Origin of the sequence: uncultured Parabacteroides sp., from assembly GCF_947855115.1 — a bacterium.
In the GTDB taxonomy this organism is placed as follows: Bacteria; Bacteroidota; Bacteroidia; order Bacteroidales; family Tannerellaceae; genus Parabacteroides.
Window position 1 is genome coordinate 1 of the sequence record NZ_CANTZW010000011.1, and the last position, 18588, is coordinate 18588.

15 protein-coding genes are annotated in these 18588 nt (G+C 39.7%); 2 read left to right on the top strand and 13 right to left on the bottom strand.

The genetic code is table 11. The features are described 5' to 3' along the window. Positions 1-165: 165 nt before the first annotated feature. Together Q0110_RS08510 and rnr are read left to right on the top strand one after the other, a co-directional pair. The gene (locus Q0110_RS08510; RefSeq protein WP_297905835.1) at positions 166-1074 is read left to right on the top strand and encodes an SMP-30/gluconolactonase/LRE family protein; all 909 of its coding nucleotides are present in this window, start codon (positions 166-168) and stop codon (positions 1072-1074) included. A 138-nt stretch (positions 1075-1212) separates the two neighbouring features. Then, on the top strand, positions 1213-3396 hold the full coding sequence (gene rnr / locus Q0110_RS08515) for a ribonuclease R (protein ID WP_297905718.1): 2184 nt from the start codon (positions 1213-1215) through the stop codon (positions 3394-3396). A 77-nt stretch (positions 3397-3473) separates the two neighbouring features. On the opposite strand, the gene Q0110_RS08520 is transcribed toward rnr, so the two are convergent. The 13 genes from Q0110_RS08520 to Q0110_RS08580 all read right to left on the bottom strand — a co-directional run bounded on the left by Q0110_RS08520 (position 3474) and on the right by Q0110_RS08580 (position 18581). Continuing rightward, entirely contained in the window at positions 3474-3686 is a 213-nt protein-coding gene (locus Q0110_RS08520) for an immunity 17 family protein (RefSeq protein WP_297905720.1), read from the bottom strand. 3 nt (positions 3687-3689) lie between these two features. Next, on the bottom strand, positions 3690-4109 hold the full coding sequence (gene tsaE / locus Q0110_RS08525; RefSeq protein ID WP_297905722.1) for a tRNA (adenosine(37)-N6)-threonylcarbamoyltransferase complex ATPase subunit type 1 TsaE: 420 nt from the start codon (positions 4107-4109) through the stop codon (positions 3690-3692). Positions 4110-4271: 162 nt separating this feature from the next. After that, a complete protein-coding gene (locus tag Q0110_RS08530; protein WP_297905724.1) occupies positions 4272-5822 on the bottom strand; it encodes a PglZ domain-containing protein in 1551 nt (516 codons plus the stop codon). A gap of 167 nt (positions 5823-5989) precedes the next feature. Then, positions 5990-7009: a cysteine peptidase family C39 domain-containing protein gene (locus tag Q0110_RS08535; protein WP_297905726.1), complete on the bottom strand. Its 1020-nt coding sequence runs from the start codon at positions 7007-7009 to the stop codon at positions 5990-5992. Beyond that, on the bottom strand, positions 7006-7563 hold the full coding sequence (locus tag Q0110_RS08540; protein ID WP_297905727.1) for a nucleotide disphospho-sugar-binding domain-containing protein: 558 nt from the start codon (positions 7561-7563) through the stop codon (positions 7006-7008). The genes Q0110_RS08535 and Q0110_RS08540 overlap by 4 nt, the downstream gene beginning before the upstream one ends. A gap of 808 nt (positions 7564-8371) precedes the next feature. Next, positions 8372-10462 (bottom strand): S46 family peptidase, encoded by a 2091-nt coding sequence (locus tag Q0110_RS08545; protein ID WP_297905729.1) that lies wholly within the window; start codon positions 10460-10462, stop codon positions 8372-8374. 8 nt (positions 10463-10470) lie between these two features. Then, the gene (locus Q0110_RS08550) at positions 10471-12774 is read right to left on the bottom strand and encodes a carboxypeptidase-like regulatory domain-containing protein (protein ID WP_297905731.1); all 2304 of its coding nucleotides are present in this window, start codon (positions 12772-12774) and stop codon (positions 10471-10473) included. A 72-nt stretch (positions 12775-12846) separates the two neighbouring features. Beyond that, on the bottom strand, positions 12847-14367 hold the full coding sequence (locus Q0110_RS08555; protein ID WP_297905733.1) for a radical SAM protein: 1521 nt from the start codon (positions 14365-14367) through the stop codon (positions 12847-12849). Positions 14368-14506: 139 nt separating this feature from the next. After that, positions 14507-14665 (bottom strand): hypothetical protein, encoded by a 159-nt coding sequence (locus Q0110_RS08560; RefSeq protein WP_297905736.1) that lies wholly within the window; start codon positions 14663-14665, stop codon positions 14507-14509. Positions 14666-14745: 80 nt separating this feature from the next. Further along, the gene (locus tag Q0110_RS08565; RefSeq protein ID WP_297905738.1) at positions 14746-16257 is read right to left on the bottom strand and encodes a radical SAM protein; all 1512 of its coding nucleotides are present in this window, start codon (positions 16255-16257) and stop codon (positions 14746-14748) included. 17 nt (positions 16258-16274) lie between these two features. After that, complete coding sequence (locus tag Q0110_RS08570) at positions 16275-16442, bottom strand: hypothetical protein (RefSeq protein ID WP_297905740.1); 168 nt, start codon at positions 16440-16442, stop codon at positions 16275-16277. 18 nt (positions 16443-16460) lie between these two features. Next, positions 16461-17426, bottom strand: coding sequence for a glycosyltransferase (locus Q0110_RS08575; protein ID WP_297905742.1), 966 nt, complete (start codon positions 17424-17426; stop codon positions 16461-16463). A gap of 6 nt (positions 17427-17432) precedes the next feature. Further along, complete coding sequence (locus Q0110_RS08580; RefSeq protein ID WP_297905744.1) at positions 17433-18581, bottom strand: HlyD family secretion protein; 1149 nt, start codon at positions 18579-18581, stop codon at positions 17433-17435. Positions 18582-18588: the final 7 nt, after the last annotated feature.

An 18588-nucleotide genomic window follows, 5' to 3' on the forward strand; every position in this document is an offset into this window, starting at 1 on the left:
GGTAATTCTCTCAAAGTCCTTTGTATAAGGAACTAACAAAGGTATTCCAAAGTTAGAGAAATAATCTTTCATCATGGCATTATAAAACAAATTTATACCTTTGTAAACTCAGATTCATTGTATGGCATGAAAAAAATAGTTATTAATTTAATATTGGCATTTATCATGTTTAAAGGAACCTCTTGCACAAACGAGCCTGTTATAATCCAGCCAGATCTAGCGTTTCGGGCAAAAGCTACTACAGGAGAGGGGGCGATCTGGCATCCTGATCGCAATACGCTTTTCTGGGTAGATATAGAAGGCAAGACGTTGTATGAATATATGCCAGGGCTGGAAGACTGTCGTTCATGGCAATTTGACCGTATGGTATCTACCGTCGTGCCGGAAACGGACAGTACGGTAGTCGTCGCTTTACAAAACGAGATTATCCGTGTAAACTTAACGGATGGAAACCAGACCTCTATCGCCCCAATCCCAGACAATAACGGGAAAATTCGTTGCAACGACGGGAAATGCGACCCGTCCGGACGCCTATGGATCGGTACCATGGGATTTGGCGCACCTAAAGGAGCAGCCGGCCTTTACTGTGTCTGGGCGGACGGAACCGTGGAGACGAAGCTGACAAAAGTAACAATCTCCAATGGAATCGTATGGTCTTCCAACAAGAAATACATGTACTATAACGACACGCCTACCCGTAGAATCATTCGTTTCCGGTACGACAACAGTTCCGGAAACATATTGTACGACGGCATAGCCGTAAATATACCCGAAGGCTCCGGTTCCCCGGATGGAATGACAATCGATAAGGATGATAATCTTTGGGTAGCTCAATGGGGAGGTGGCGGTGTCTATTGTTACAATCCTTACACGGGAGACTTATTGACAAAAATAGTAGTACCGGCCCCACACGTCGCGTCATGCGCTTTTGGCGGGAAAAGGCTCGATACACTGTATATAACAACCGCCCGCGCCGGGTTAAGCGAGGAACAACTTGAAAAATACCCTCTAAGCGGCAGTGTATTCTGTTGCGCCCCCGGAGCAACAGGATTACCGGCGAATTGTTTCCATTAATAATCCGGAAGTATAAATCTAATTAACACAATTGTCAACCAAATATTGATTTTAATTGTTTCCTTTGTAGACATGGCATATAAAAGACGAGACATATCCCTGTCCCCCATAAAAAACAAATGCTAATAATTATACAGAATGGCAAAGAATAGACCTGCAAAAAAAGATAATAAGGAGAAAAAAGGTAAGAAGGACAAGAGCGCTGGTAAGCGCATGAAAAAAGAAGCGATGATCCAAGCTATCATCTCCGTTTTCCAATCCTCTCCCAAAGAACCTTTCAACTATAAACAAATCAGTAAGATCATCGGAGTCGAGAACCAAGTGCAAAAACGGCAAGTGGTAGACATCTTATATGACCTATCCGCGGAAGATATCATCACCGAGCTAGACCGCGGCCGCTACCGGCTCAACGGACTGGGGACCGTGGCCATAGGAACTTTCTCCCGCCGTAGTAACGGAAAGAACTCTTTCATTCCTGAAGATGGAGGCACGCCGGTATTCATCGCCGAACGTAATTCCGGCCATGCCATGGATGGCGACAAGGTGAAAGTGCAACTTTTCGCCAAACGCAAAGGCGCGGAACCGGAAGGCGAGGTCGTAGAAATCCTTGAGAGTAAGGAACGTACTTTCGTAGGCAAACTCCAAGTAACAAAGGGGTTCGCTTTCTTAGTCACGGAGAACAAGACGCTGGCAAACGATATTTTCATCCCTAAAGATAAACTGAAAGGGGGCAAGAATGGCGACAAAGCGATCGTACGTATCATAGAATGGCCCGATGGAGCCAAGAATCCGCTGGGTGAGGTTGTCGATATCTTAGGCATAGCCGGGCAGAATACCGCCGAGATGCACGCGATCCTGGCCGAATTCGGACTGCCTTACAAATATCCCTCCTCGGTAGAGAAAGCGGCAGATAAGATCCCGGAAACGATCTCTCCGGAGGAGATAGAGCACCGGGAGGATTTCCGGGAAATAACAACATTCACGATCGACCCGAAAGACGCAAAAGACTTTGATGACGCCCTTTCCGCACGCCGTTTGGATAACGGTAACTGGGAAGTCGGCGTACATATCGCCGACGTAACGCATTACGTGAAAACAGATGGTATCATCGACAAAGAAGCACAAAGCCGTGCGACTTCCGTCTATTTGGTAGATCGTACGATTCCAATGCTTCCCGAGCGGCTTTGCAACCAAATATGCTCCTTACGCCCCGATGAGGAAAAATTATGTTTTTCCGCCATATTCGAGTTAAATAGTGATGCCGTGGTACAAAATTCCCACATCTGCCGAACGATTATCAAGAGTGACCGCCGTTTTACCTATGAGGAGGCACAAGAGGTGATCGAGACCGGTGAAGGAGACTACAAAGAGGAGATATTGGCTTTGAACAACCTTGCCAAGAAATTAAGGGAACGCCGTTTCAAGAGCGGTGCCATCAACTTCGACCGCTATGAGGTTAAATTCGAGATCGACGAACAAGGGAAACCTGTCCGTGTTTATTTCAAGATCTCAAAAGACGCAAATAAGCTAATCGAGGAGTTCATGCTACTGGCCAACCGTACCGTAGCCGAATTCGTCGGCCGTCCTCCCAAGGGAAAGAGCAAGAAGACATTCGTCTATCGTATCCATGAGCTTCCAGACCCGGATAAGATGGAGAATTTCGCCTCTTTCATTCGTCGCTTCGGCTATAAATTGAAAACAGACGGAACAAAGACCGATGTATCCAAGGGAATCAATCTCTTATTGGACAATGTACAAGGGAAACCGGAAGAGAACCTGATCGAGACAGTAGCGATCCGCGCCATGCAAAAAGCCCGCTACTCCACGGAGAACATCGGCCACTATGGATTGGCTTTCGAGTATTATACGCATTTCACCTCTCCTATCCGACGTTACCCGGATATGATGGTACACCGATTGCTGGAACGTTATCTGGCAGGTGGGCGCAGTGTTATACAAAAGAAGTATGAGGAGCTGTGCGATCATTGCTCCAGCATGGAGCAAGTAGCGGCCAATGCCGAGCGTGCATCTATCAAATACAAGCAAGTGGAATTCATGCAAGATAAGTTAGGCATGGTATTCGATGGCGTAATCTCCGGTGTCACCGAATGGGGGCTTTACGTAGAGCTGAATGAGAATAAATGCGAGGGACTTGTGCCTATCCGTGATCTGGATGACGATTACTATGAGTTCGACGAGAAAAATTATTGCTTATTGGGCCGCCGCAAGAAACGTCAATATCGTTTGGGAGACCCGATTACAGTCAAGATAGCGCAAGCGAACCTCGAACGCAAGCAGCTCGATTTCCAATTAGCGGAATAAATCTGCCGGCGATACGACCGCCATAAGTATTCAAGTAAGTTAATTTCATGAGTTTATGAAATTAACTTACTTTTTTATTACCAGTAGGCCAGCCCCAACGCTCCGCAAGTAACCAATCCGGCCCCCAGCAACGCATAGAAGATACGCGCGCCGCCACGGCCCAACCAATTTACGAAAGTCATCGCCCCGCTGGTCTTAAAATACCAATCGAAATTAAAGATCGCCGCTACGATCGAGAATACACCTAGAGCGATAAACAAGACTAAGATAAAATACTCAGAAGGATCCATAACTTACTTAACCTCTACAGTACGCGAGCCATCCGGGTTCTCCGAGATCAAGACGTTCACCACGTCTCCGGGTAATAACTCTTCTATTTTCTCCGGCCATTCGATAAAACATAAAGCGCCGCTATAGAAATAGTCTTCCGTCCCGATATCCTCGGCCTCACTTAATTTATTGATCCGGTAGAAATCAAAATGATAGATCAATTCTCCTGTCGTACCACTACGGTATTCATTGATAATAGCGAATGTAGGGCTATTAATCACGTCTTCTACGCCTAGCTCCTCGCATATCGCCTTGATAAAGGTTGTCTTGCCAGCTCCCATCGGCCCTTGAAAGGCAAAAACCGTACGATCATCCATGCCGGCGATAAACTCTTTGGCTGCCTCATGGATCTTATCCAAGCTTTCTATTTTTATCGTGCTCATCTTATCTAACTTAACTATTTTCCAATCTTGTTCTCTATCCAATCCTCACTTTCCATACAACGATTTTATCTCATGATTCTTACGTATTCCATCATGGATAAACCGATTTCTTCTTGCGCAAAATTAAATAAAACCTATCATCCACGAACTTAAAAACGGCATTTATTTTGGTTCCATCGTAATAAACGGCACCAGCATCTCCTCCATCGAGATTCCTCCGTGCTGGAACGTATTCTTATAATAGGAAACGTAATAGTTGTAGTTATTCGGATAAGCGAAAAAATTCTCGCCATAGGCAAAGATATATTTACTGCTCAAATTTGGAGAAGGAAGCCCCACTTTTTCCGGGTCCCGGATATCGAAGACCTCTTTCGGGTTGTAGTTTAAGTTTTTCCCTACCTTATAACGAAGGTTGGTATTTGTATTCTTATCACCGATCACCTTGACCGGATTATTTACCCGAATCGTCCCATGATCGGTCGTAACGATCACCTTCGCCCCCCGCTCAGCGATCCGCTTGAACAGCTCTAGCGTGGAAGAATGCTGGAACCACGATTTAGTCAAACTACGATAGGCCGCCTCACTCTGCGCCAACTCACGGATCATCTTGCTTTCCGTACGAGCATGGGAAAGCATATCCACGAAATTCAACACGATCACATTGAGTTGATTACGGGTAAGAGACGGGATCGTGCCCAACAGCTTCTCCCCGTATTGAGAATCGTGTACTTTATTATATGAGAAAGTGTATTTCTTTCGAAAACGATCGATCAGGGTTTGAATCAACGGGGCCTCATTCAGGTTCTTGCCTTCCTCGCTCTCCTCATCTACCCACAAATCCGGGAACATCCGCTCTATTTGCGAGGGCATCAACCCCGAGAATATGGCATTCCGGGCATATTGCGTGGCAGTAGGTAGAATGCTATAATACAAGCTCTCGTCAAAAGTGAAATATTCGGCGAGTAATTCCTTTACGACTCTCCATTGATCCAAGCGGAAATTATCGATCAAGATAAAGAAGACCTTCTCGCCATTATCAAGCATCGGGAATACTTTTTTCTTGAAAAGATCGGGACTCATCAACGGACGATCGGCCGGGTTCTGTATCCAGTTCACATAATTTTTCTTCACGAACTTGGCGAAAGCGTTATTGGCCTCTTCCTTCTGCATGCGGAGCATATCGGTCATTGCCACTTGACTGCTTTCCAGTTCCAGTTCCCAGTACACCAATTTCTTATAGACATCCATCCAATCATCCGTCGTCAAGGAATCATTGATTTGCATACCGATACGACCGAAATCTTGCTGATAACCAACTGTTGTGGCCTCCGAGATAATCACGTTCTTATGGACATTCTTCTTGATGGAGAGAAGCAACTGGTTGGGATTTACCGGTTTGATCAAATAATCCGCGATCTTATTCCCGATCGCCTGGTTCATGATGCTTTCTTCCTCGCTCTTGGTTACCATCACCACCGGTACGTCTGGGGCGATTTCCTTGATATGCGACAGCGTCTCCAGCCCTGTCAAGCCGGGCATATTCTCATCGAGAAAAATAATATCAAAAGATTGCTCCTTGCAACAGTCTATCGCATCCTGGCCACTTACCACCGGAATCACCTCATATCCCTTATCCTGCAAGAACAATATATGCGGTTTCAACAAATCAATCTCATCATCCGCCCAGAGTACTCTGTCTTTCTTCGCTGCCATAAGCTTACTAGTTTATTTACAAAAATATAGATAATCCTTCATATAACAACGAATTATAGAGATGTTTCGTATATAGGATGATTTTTAACATATCAAGAAGCCGATATCTCGCTATTCAGAGAATAGCAGAGATACCGGCTCAATAAGCAAAGTGTTAACCTATTCTATTATGCAGGTTTTGATTCTTCTCGTTTTTGTACCTCGACAAACACCCAGTATATAATATATACAACTTCCTTTATTCGAATAAAGACAGACACCCAAAGAGCGATCGACAACGAAACAGCTCCAATGCCAATCCCCAATTCAAAACTAGGCCATCCAGAAAATGCTAATAAAGCGGAAATAAAGATTGCCCACGAACCAACACGCCAATTCCATGAAATATTCCGAACCATTTCAATTTCATCCTGGTTCTTTAATCTCCCCCAATTATGTATACCAAGTTCATCTCGCCAACAAACAGCCAGTTTATACAAAATTCCGGCAGAAATCAAGATTCCACACCATCCCCACAAAGAGGAATACATCTCTTCATACAACAAGAATCCAATGCCCACAATCCAGAATACCAAATTCAATATTCCCCATATACAAAACCAAGGGAAAATTCGTTTTATCCAACAAATATCTTTCTTGCAGTCGCAAGCTGATTCTTCTATCCAATCTTTCAACAACCTATTGCGACATTCAGCCCCTTTTCGCATCAATTTTAGTACAAGTTCTCTTAAAGCATTCCTATGTTCTTTCTCGGAAAGAAACCGTTCTCCCGCAAACAAATCCAATGTAATTCCACCGATCCACATCGCCTCCATTTCCTCTGGATAATATTGGTTTAACCCCCATGAGGTATCTCCTACCAAGAAACGCCTTCCATCAGAACCGTAGCAGACAACAAAATCCCTTACCCCATCATCCTTTTCCACAAAAATGATTACTGGAAACACAATCCTTTCCAATTGGGCCATTGTCAGCCTCCGTGTAATCGCCTCAAAACCCAACAAGCGTACGGCCTTCAGCAATCCCCCAATTTTTGTAACCCCTTTTGCTGTCTCACTCCATTCCGAAATCAGCCAAGGAGTAGTATCCCCATGATTATACCGAATTAAAGACCAAACACAAGCTACTCCCGTAGGGCATTGCTTAGCAAGAACAAACGTCTTTTTTATATGATCCAAGTCCATCATGCCAATAACGAGTTAATATAATCCATAGCCGTATCCGGTTCCGCAGCTATACGAGCCTTCATCTTCCGGACATTATCCTTATAATAATCATAATTTCCCCAGATCTCATCAATCTTTCTTTTGATCGACCCCGGTGTAGCCCAACGCATATTTCCTTTTAAACCCATCCCATGATATACAACTCGTGCGGCATTTCCCGGTTGATCCCAGTTTTTATCTAAGGGATAAACCAACATAGGCACCTCATTCGATATACACTCGGTAATACTATTCATCCCACCGTGCGTGACCATTAAATCACAATATTGAAGAAGATGCAATTGTGGCACCCTCTTAAAAAGATAAACATTTCGGGAATAAGGAACGAAATCTACCGGAAAGACATTTTTGCTGATTGAGATAACAAAAGAAGCAATTCCTTCCATTTCTCTACAAACTCTTCTCAACATCATAAAAAAGCGGACAGCAAGTTTCTTGTCATTTACACTCAACGTCCCTAAAGAGATATAAACAACCTTCTCACCGTGCCCCCGTAAGTCCACAATCCTATCCACACACTCTAAATATCTAGGAGAAAACCGCTCCTGCCTATTTTCTTCACCTAAAATTCTTTTGAAAGACAATGTACTCTCAACAACTGGAAAATTGAAGGCAGTTGAAGGAATGACAATCTCTTTACCTCCCCGAAATTCCACACCTCTCGGAGAGTACCTACCATAATCAATCTCTTCGCAAATATTTTTATGTAGAATTCCAGCCAGTAATCTCAAATGATACATGATATTTTTCCCGGGGAATAATATTTGATCAATATATGAAACGCACTTAGATTTCACCCGATACCATTTCCATACGAAGCAGGCGAGTCTATATCCCATATTTGTATACTGGGGAAGAAAGCCATAACAAATCGGGAATAAATACGCATATCTTGCTGTACTTTGCATGGTCTGTATACGTAACAAACGACCTGATTTCAGATAAGAATCATACAAGAACTTCTTATAAAAATGGTGTGAGTCCAAACATACCAGATCCGGTTGTATTTGCACTAACATTTGCTTATGCGCAAAACACTCTTCTTGGATATATCGCTTATCCTCTTTCAAACGAAATCGGGAGAGACAATAAAAGAATAAACAGAAACTAATCCTTACATATCGAATAGAAAAGCGACTAGGTAAGATGTGCCTCTCAATCGGGTAAGATTCAAATCCAGCTTTTCGTACCACTTGTTCATACTTCTTCTCACAAACAAATATTACCCTATTTGTTTTCACCAGCCTATTGGCCAGTAAGATACTGGCATTGTAATGCCCTGTAGCGGGAAATATATCAAACAAGATGGTTGCCATATTCAAATTATTTACGAATCATCAACTCCTTTATAATCGAATGCGCTTTCGCATATTTATCAATGATGAATAATACATAATGCATATCCACCGTAATATTGCGGCAAACAGATTCATCATATACCACATCACCAATCGTTCCTTCCCTATTACGATCAAAATTCAATCCAATCAACTCACCCGACGCATTAAATACCGGACTACCGGAATTCCCCCCGACCGTATGATTGGTTGCGATAAAACAAGTCGGAATCGTTCCATTCACCGCATAATCACCAAAATCTTTCTTCTCATAAAGTTCATGGAATAAGGAAGGAATAGCATATACCTCATTTCTTGATCTCGCTTTTTGGAGCATGCCATCCAAAGTCGTGTAATAGCTATGCGTTACATTCTCACTCTGATAGCCTTTTATGGTACCGTACGAGAAACGCATCGTGCCATTCGCATCCGGCCAACAATTCTCGGATCCGAGTAATTCCATTCGAGCAGCTACATACTCTTTCTTCAGCGAATCCAATTGTTGGCTTAACAAAGGGAGACAACACCATACCTTCTCAACATATAAACTGGTTATCTCATTGATCAAGGAAACCGCTGGATCTTTCTTTAGCAGATCAAGATTATTTTCCAACAAAGACCGAACCATCAAAGTATCCGATAAAACTGATTGCTCATAAATAGAATCAGCCCATTCATCAAGACTAGAAGCATTCTTTGTCAAAGAAGGAAAATGAAAATCCTTTGGTACATTCTTCAGATAGGAACGCATCACTTCCACAAACCACTCTTTGTCCATACTTAAAGATAGAGAATCACTTCTTTTCTGTGTTTCCCGTAAAAATCGATTTATTTTTTTCCAGTTCAAATGATCCTTATCCAATTCAGAAACAAATAAGGCTTTCTGCAACAAAGCGATCATACCCCAGCCATTCAAATACAAGCTATAAGGAATCGCATAAGCCACTTTCTCTTGCTCCACCCGCCTCATCCCTTCCAACAAGGAACCATATTGATTATGTAACATCGGATCTTTCTTCAAGCATGCTTCAAAAAGAGACTCTTCCTCCTTCCTCTTCCCAATGCCTTGGCTTCGACTCATACCGATGATAAATCCTTGGTATCTTTTCATCACATTACTAACACTCCCATATTGAGCCGTATTTCGCATCTTGAACAAAGCGTCCCGTTCCATGTAGGTGCTTAACAAAGTAAGGTATTTGCCCATCAGATCGATTTGAACCGGATAAGATACCTGGACCTGACTCAATAAAACCTCCGAATGCTTATACTGATCCGTACTACCCGGATATCCCAGCACAAAAGAAAAATCCCCTTCCATCAAAGGCCTCAAAGATATGGTAGCAACCTTCTTCGGCCGATAAGGAACATTTGTCGGAGAATAAGAGGCCGGCAGATTATCCGGACTCGCATAAATACGAAAAAGAGCGAAATCAGCCGTATGCCTCGGCCACATCCAATTATCCACATCTTTACCAAACTTTCCCAATGCGAACGGTGGAGCACCAACCAAACGGATATCCCGAAACACTTGGTATTGATAGAGATAATACCGATTACCCGAGAACATAGGAACGATCTTCCCCTCATATCCGGAAACCTTATCCGTATATCTCTTTTCCAAAACCTTAATCTTTTCCGTTCTCACCTTCTCTGGCATTCTATTTCCACGTTCAACGCACAAGGAGTCTGTTACGTCCTCCGTCCGTACTAAGAATCTCACCGACAATCCTTCTATCGGAATCTCTGTTTTTCCCTCAGCCCAATAACCTTCCATTATATAGTCGCATTCCTTGGTGGTCACTTGCTCTACATACCGGAGCGCACAATGGTAATTGGTCATCAACAAACCTTTATCAGAAACGATTACTCCAGAACAACCTCCACCAAAACGGATGATAGCATCTTTGAGACTAATCGAATCATCACCACATAAATCTTCTATGGGAAGAGACAAACCTCGTTCCTTTATATTCTCCCAATATGAAGCACTCGCATGGGGTAACCACACTCCTTCATCCGCATATAGGCAAAGACAAAAGGACAGGCTAATTATCACTAAAGAAAATCGTTTCATAAACCTAACTATTTACCAACTTTCATAATACCAGCATCCGTGTCCGAATTATTCAATCTCTTTTGAGTACCATTCTGTTTGCGACCAAAATTTAAGTTCCAAGATAGCTGTAACACAAACAATCTGGAAGCATCGTCTACACTATTGATTTTTCGAAACGAAGCATATCGGTTATAATTTCGGACCTCATGCTCTGTCGTAGAAAATGGATTAAACATTCCAACGCCAAACACCCAATCCTTATATTTATAATTTAGTAATATAGTCTGGACATTCTCTCCTCCATTCATCTGCTCACCCCAAAACGTGTTAAACGTACTATATTGCTCATACAGCAAACTCCACTGTTTATAATTTGCGAACAATGAAGCCCTATAATATAAATTTGTATAAGTATGCCTATAAGTATGACCCTCGCTTACAAAATAATTACTCCCCCCAGTCAGAGAAAGGCTAAAGATATCCCGGAAAAAACGGGTTTTAAACGTCAAAGAACCCATCAATTGATGTAAATGCTTTTGATTCAAGTTCGTTCGAACAAATCGATCACCTTCCATATACGTTTCTTCCATAATCGCATCAGGAAAATTCATGTACATCCCCCAAAGCGAAAGAGAACTTTTACCAAATCTAAACTCTGAGTTTAAACTGAATTTATAATAATCATAAGGTTGCAACTCTGGATTTCCCCGCTGAATCTGCAAAGAATCAATATATTGATCCACTGCGCTTATATCCGCTAAAGAAGGTGAATAATTCTCTATCGAACCATTTAACCGAATATAAAACTTATCTACTGGAGTATATGTAACAGAGACTGCTGGCCGGAATGTATAAGCCTCATACTTATCCACTCCTTCTTGTTTTAACCAAGAACGGTATACACCGGCCCCAACCGCATAATCCAACTTCTTGATCTTCCCCGCAAATTGCAAATAAGCATACGTATTCGCCTCTAGCATTTTATTCGCATAGTCCACAGTCCCAGCATATTTATTATTTACTGATACCTGCGTATGCTTCAAGCCAGCGCTCAAACGTCCCTTCTCCCATGATTTCTCATAAATAGCCTCGCCGATCAAGGAATATTTGTCTCCCTTCGCCAAAGAAAGAATGTCAGAGATCTCACGCCCATCCACCGTTTCCAAATAAGTACGATCATTATCGCTACGAATATAGGTGCCAACAAGATTCAGAAACAAGCTTTGTTTTCGTTTAAAAGAATGAGACCAATATAAATCCAACCAAGGGCGATCACTCTGGTTACTGCTCAAATCTGTCATTTGTACCACCTGATTCGGATGCCAGCTATTTTTCAAATTACTATAATAATCCTCACCAAATAATCCCCTATAATATCCGATTGTCACATTTATGTAATCACGTTCTCCGGCTTGTATGCTATAATTCAGCAACAACTGATGTATGTTATTTGTCAAGTTGCCTGGTTCAGGAATCTCTTCCTTTATGAGTTCCCGACCATCCTCGAAAAAAAAATGCTCTTCATTCTTTCGCCAGACATTATTGAACTTTCGTGCCATCCCCATGTAATTAAGACCAAACTCAGACTTTTTATAACTCAATTTTGATGATAAATTATAATTACCCATCCCCTTATAAGGAGACTGAACGACATTAAACGAAACCGATCCTCCCGCTTCGTGTCGCCGAACAATATAATTGAGTACTGCGCCCGCATTCTCATATCGCATACCTGGATTTTCTATATATTCAATCCGTATAATATCTTGCGGTTGTATAGCCATCAACTCCTGTTCCGTTACTTTTACGCCATTTACCCGAAGTTGAAGACTTTCTTTTGTAGTTAAGGATACCGTATTATCCATTAGATTGACATTTAATCGAGGTAATTGGAGCGTATTCAATAAATTGATACCATTAGTTGAAGCCGCCAATTGTTTTTGATTCGGGAAGATCAACTTCCGATCCGATTTATTTATGACATTAGCAGCAGTCACGGTTACCTCACTAAGAGACTCCACCTCTTCTCGCATAACCAACTTTCCTAAATCCAAAGACTTATATAGCCCCTTTAACTCCGTTACATTATCCTCATAACCAATCATAGATACAATAAGCCTATAATCGCCTGAAGTTATTTTATCCAATAGGAAATCACCTTTTAGATCTGTGGTAGTACCTAAAACAAATGTCGAGTCTTGCTTTTGTAGTACAACATTTGCAAATTCTACTGCATGTTCATCTTCTCCCCAAACAGATCCTTTAATCTTAATATTTTGGGCAGAACAGATACATACTGGCAATAAAAATAGTAATATCAGTATTCTCATATTCTTGAATTTAAATTATCACTACATTTCAACTATAAATACTGTAAACAAAAACATTTCATCTAACAGAGATCACTTATAATTTAATGGATGGAACATTGCAGGAGCATATTTACAACGAGGATCTGGATAATCCCAATTCTCCCAACCATAGGCTTTTACAATATCCACCCAACAACGATTTCTAGCACTAAAACACTTATCAAATAAATCACAACATTTACAATTACTATTATCTCGAATTGCAGATCTATCTAAATTTGCCAAATAAAGAGCTTGTTTAGAATTCCATATTTCAGAAATAGTCTGCTCTCTTATATTTCCGATTATAAAACAAGGATTCCAATATAATTGCTCACAAATTGTTACTTTTCCATCAGGCAATATAAACATATGATTATTTAACGCAGAGCAATAAGAGCCATCAAAACTTTCACTACCATTTTCACTAGTATAAAACACCCTATTATGAATAGATTTATTCAATAAAACAGGAAATCTAGAAGAAGTGACAATCTCCTTATCCATATAGCAAAACAACTCGTCTACTTCTTTTGCAGATAATTTCAATTTATTAAATTTTAATTCATCTAAATATAATGAATTACTAATTGGAGAAATTCTCCAGTCTGTTATATTTTTAAGACTTGACAAAAAGCCATATAATTCACATATATCTTTTTGTTGTGAATTTTTACTTGTTAACACTGTTGCTATTCTATATTTCAAACCACTTTCATCTAAAGCCTTTATCGACTTTTGCATATTTAATGAATAAGAGGATGAAACACTCAACAGATCTTCTAGAACAGGAGAGGATAATGTATCTATTGATACTTGAATAGGATTATTAAATTTCGTTGATTTAAATTTGCGGATCATCAAATTCGTTAAAGGATATTTTGTTGATATATATTCAGGAGTCATGCCACATTCAACTAACTTAGCCAATATAACATCCCAGTTCTTATATAGCAGCACCTCTCCCCCTATCAAGTTTATTTGACGAATACCTAATTTTACAGCATTATCAATAAGAGCCAATATCTCATCCATAAACAAATATGTATCAATTTTCGTATTTGTATCCGCATAACAGTATTTGCATTTTGTCACACAATAATTTGTAAGCATCAATGTCAAGTTAAGTGGAGAACGATACAATCGTGATGTTTTTATATCTATATTATCATCACAAGTAAGAATATCTTCAGTATATTCCCTAAAAAAAGAATCTTGATATTTACCATATTTAGATAATGGCATCAAGAGATTTTTAGGCAATCTGATTTTTTCTTGTCTCCAGATAACATAAACTGGAGTATCATTCTCCAAAAACGGATGAATCAAATTTGCTATTTGAGATTTAGTCAGATTCAACCTCTCAGACAGTAACACTAAATTTTCCGACAAGCTTCTCTTATATGTAAAAAAACTAAATATTAAAGCTTGTACTGGATGCAAAAATGAAATCCAGTTTTTAGAACTATATTCATTAACTGTCTCTTTTGAATATAACACAATCCTATACTTATCATTTGTCATCATATAGTCAGGATTCAATACATAAATATCATTATAAGATACATCCATATATATTAGTATTTGAGGTATTTAAATAAAATAAAGAGAGAAGCATCCATAATATCCAGAAGAAAGCTTCCCTCTTTAATAAGAATAATACTCCTAAGAGGATCTATTTACACCCAGACAAACAATCGAGTTTTAAGTCTCAATTGTATAAATGCCCTATGCCGCAACCTAAAAGACAACCGCCATCGTCATCTTCGTCTTCACCACCTTGAACTTCCATAAGTTCATTAATGTCAAGCTCTTGAGCCTCCTGATTTGCAGCTAAATCTTTTTGCTGCTTCTCTTGTTTTGTGTTCATGACAATAAAATTTTAATTAAATTGAGATCATTACAAATATATCACTACAAAATCCGAAAACACAAGACTACAAATAGAAATCATTCATAATCTAAATTATTTCTCATTTTATATGCTTTTTCGCATCTAGGATCAGGATAGTCCCAATTATTCTTACCATAAGCCTTTATTATATCAGCCCAACAACGATTTCTATTGCTAAAACAAAGATCAAATAGTTTACAATATCGACAAGGACTACTTTCCTGTATGTTTTCTCTCTGAATATAAGCTAACTGCAAATTCTTATCAGACATCCAAATCTCTTTTAGAGAAGAAGCGTTGACATCTCCTGTTATAAATAGAGGATTCCAATAAAGTTGCTCGCAGATACTCACCTTTCCATCAGGTAAAACGAACAAATGTGTATTTAAAGCGGAACATACAGCTCCTTTGAATTCCTTACTATCTATCAAGCAAGTATAATAAGATTTATCAATCGCTGTTCGATTCAACAAAATTGGGAATGGAGATTGTGAAGATAAAACGTTATTCACATAACGAAAAAGCATCTCTATCTGAAATCTTTTCAATTTGATTTTAGAAAAAATATCATAATCAATCATTATAGAATTTACTGCCGGAGATATACGCCAATCACTCAAATGAGATAATGTAATTAAAAAATCAAATAACTTTCGTAGTTCTTCTTCTCTTCCATTACAAGAATACAAGACTGTTGCCACATGATAAGTTATACCACTTTCATCTAATAAACGAAGTCCCTTTTCCACTCGTTCTAAATAATCAGCATTAACTTGAAGGCTACTACACAATATATCAACATCATAAGCATCCAAGGAAATTTGCAAACAATTGGTATATCCCGTATTTTGTAGTCGGACAATTAAATCTTCTGTAAGTGGGATTTTAGTTGAAAGATATTCTGGAGACATACCCTGATCAACCAACTCTTTCAATAATATATCCCAATCTTTATACAAAAAGATTTCTCCTCCCATCAAATTGATTTGACGTACTTGCATTAACTTTGCTTCTTGAATCAATTCTAACCAACGGTAAACAGGAACTAAATGCTGGACTTTCGTTTGAACATCCGCATAACAATATACACAACGAGTCACACAGGTATTATTCAACATAAATGTAATCATTAATGGGCCAGAATAAAAACGGCGAGTGTCCAAATCAATCTCTTGGCAATCAAAATCGACCTTCATCAATCGAGAAGGAGTGAAAGGTGTTGTTAAATGTTTTTTTTGTACCAAAATATTCTTTGGAAAAAGAATTCGTTTCCCCTTCCAATTCACATAAATGGGTGTTGGATTTTCCAAATAAGGAATTACCAACCGAGAAACGGACTCCACATCCTTTTTAAAAAAAGATGAGATCAACCCGATATTTTCCCCTAATGTACGATCATAGGTAAAGAAACTGAACAACTTCGCATGAATCGGATGAATGAAGCTGTTCCAGTTTCGAGAACTATAGGCGTTAACACTCTCTTTCGCATACAAAGCGATTCTATGTATATCATTTCGTAATACATAGTCTGGATTTAATACATATACTTGATCTTTATTTAAATGCATCGCCTATATTTTAAACACTAATACACTCCTGCAAGGAAACAGCCTAAACCACAATCACCTGCATCCTCATCAACATCTATGCCTCCTTCGATCTCCAAAAGCTCATCCAAATCCAGATTTGAGGATTCCTCACTCTCATCCATGATCTCTTCTTCCAGTAATACTACTTTCTTCTTTTCTTCCATGTCATTTACTTTTTAGAGTTAACCTATTTCTTTTAATTGTTCTTCTATCAAATTCAGATATCTCTGATATCGGATTAAGGCTTCCGGATATAAATGAGGTTCTTGGGATCTCAAGTGCTCCAACATTGTTAAATAAGAAAGACGAACATCTTCCGGTAAAAAACGCAATTGAATGGAAGCAAAATGGAACAACCATATAATTTTAACATATAGCCAACTGAGTAATTCGACTTGTAATGGATTCATCATATATGGTACTGTAAATTTCATCAGCTGCTCTGCTATATACATTAATGCCTCATACCTTTTTCTATAATTAATGCTATTCATGGTAGATCCTTCCCGCTGGCGATATCCATAAAAGTTAAAATCTATTACTTTTACACTTTGAGCATAACAAAATGTTTGCGGAACCCACAATTCGTCCTCGTGAATGGTTGCCTCAAACCGGATATGATATTTCTCCAACATAGCTCTTTTATACAAATAAGTGACAATCATGGGAGAAAACGCATTTTGCTCATTTAATCGGACTAAACATTCCGGGCCAGATAACACGTCATCGAAAATGGATTTATTAGTTCGCTTATATCGGTCTATGCGTTTTCCATTATGATAGCAGAAAAGAACATTCCCCATCACCATATCGACATCAAAATCCTCCGCTATCTTTACCAAACGCTCATAAGCGGACAAGATCACCCAATCATCACTATCCACAAAAGCTACATATTTACCATTCGCCATACCTAAACCAACATTCCGAGCCATCCCCTGCCCTTGATTGCGTTGCCGAACTAGCCGAATACGAGAATCCTTATCCGCAAACGCTTGAGCGATCTCTCCTGAACGATCTGTGGAACCATCATCAACCAAGATAATCTCAATATCACGTAATGTTTGCCCTATAAGGGATCTCAAGCAGATATCTAAATAAGATTCCACATTATAAATCGGAACAATAATCGATAACATGTATCCCATAAGCCTCTATTCTTTTTTATGTAAAATTTCACTGATAGGTGTAAATATCCTAGAAAGGACACTCCGACTAGAAGTCACAATTTCCGCATTCCCCGCCAATCCCACTTCATACGGAATTTCTTTTCGGGCAGTTGTCCGTAATGAATCTGGAAAATGTATTTCCAAGGCATAACTCTTATTATACGGTACATAAGAGATAGAAGCCACATTGCCTAATAAATATCCATAGGTATGTGCCGGATATTTCACTAATTCAATATTTACCGGATCACCCACATGAAGTCCGGTTACTTCTTGTTGTGTTAGGCGCATACGTCCTACCCACTCTCCTTTATTGCTTGATAATATAGAACAAATCGTATCCCCTTCATTAACCAAATTTGTTATCGCCCAACGATTTCCCATAATAATCCTACCGGAGGCCGGACTTTTTATTAAATATTTCGCTTCCCATGCACGCAAGCCGTTTACCATGCGCTCATAAGCCAACTCTAATTGCTTCAAATTCCTTTGCCGTAAAACTTGTCTATCTATGGATAAATTAAAAAGTTCCCGTTCTACTCGTAATATCTCCAATTCATTCTTTTCGGGATGTTTTTTTAAAATCAATAGCTCCTTTTGCAAAAATTCCCGTTTGCGAGGATATACATTAAACTCATCTTCTATATAACAATCATTTACTGCCTTCGTGAATTGCTCATAAGCTCCGGTCATCTCTCCCATGATCAAATCCAATGGATACCGTTCCAAGTATTTCTTATTCCGTGTACGATAGAACCACTCTACATTAGTTAATACTTGGCAAAAATAACTCACGTCCTTTAAAGAAGCTTGGTTACGAATCATGGCAATCGTATCGTTTTTCTTTACTAAAGAGCCATCTTCTACAAAAAACTCATCGATCGGTCCGGAAGATTTTGCCATCACCCATCTTACATTCGCCAAATCATCTATCATAACCGTTCCTTCTACCGTATCCGTATATTGAAACAAGGCCGTTCCAGCCAATAACAACCCAATAATACCATATAACAGATAACTACCCGTATGTACCAACCAATCCGGCGCATCCCCCAATATATCCGAAACATCCCGGTTATAAAGTTCTATGAGGTGGAAATCCCGTGTTTCTTGTTTTTCTTTACGCTCTTCCATGCTCCCG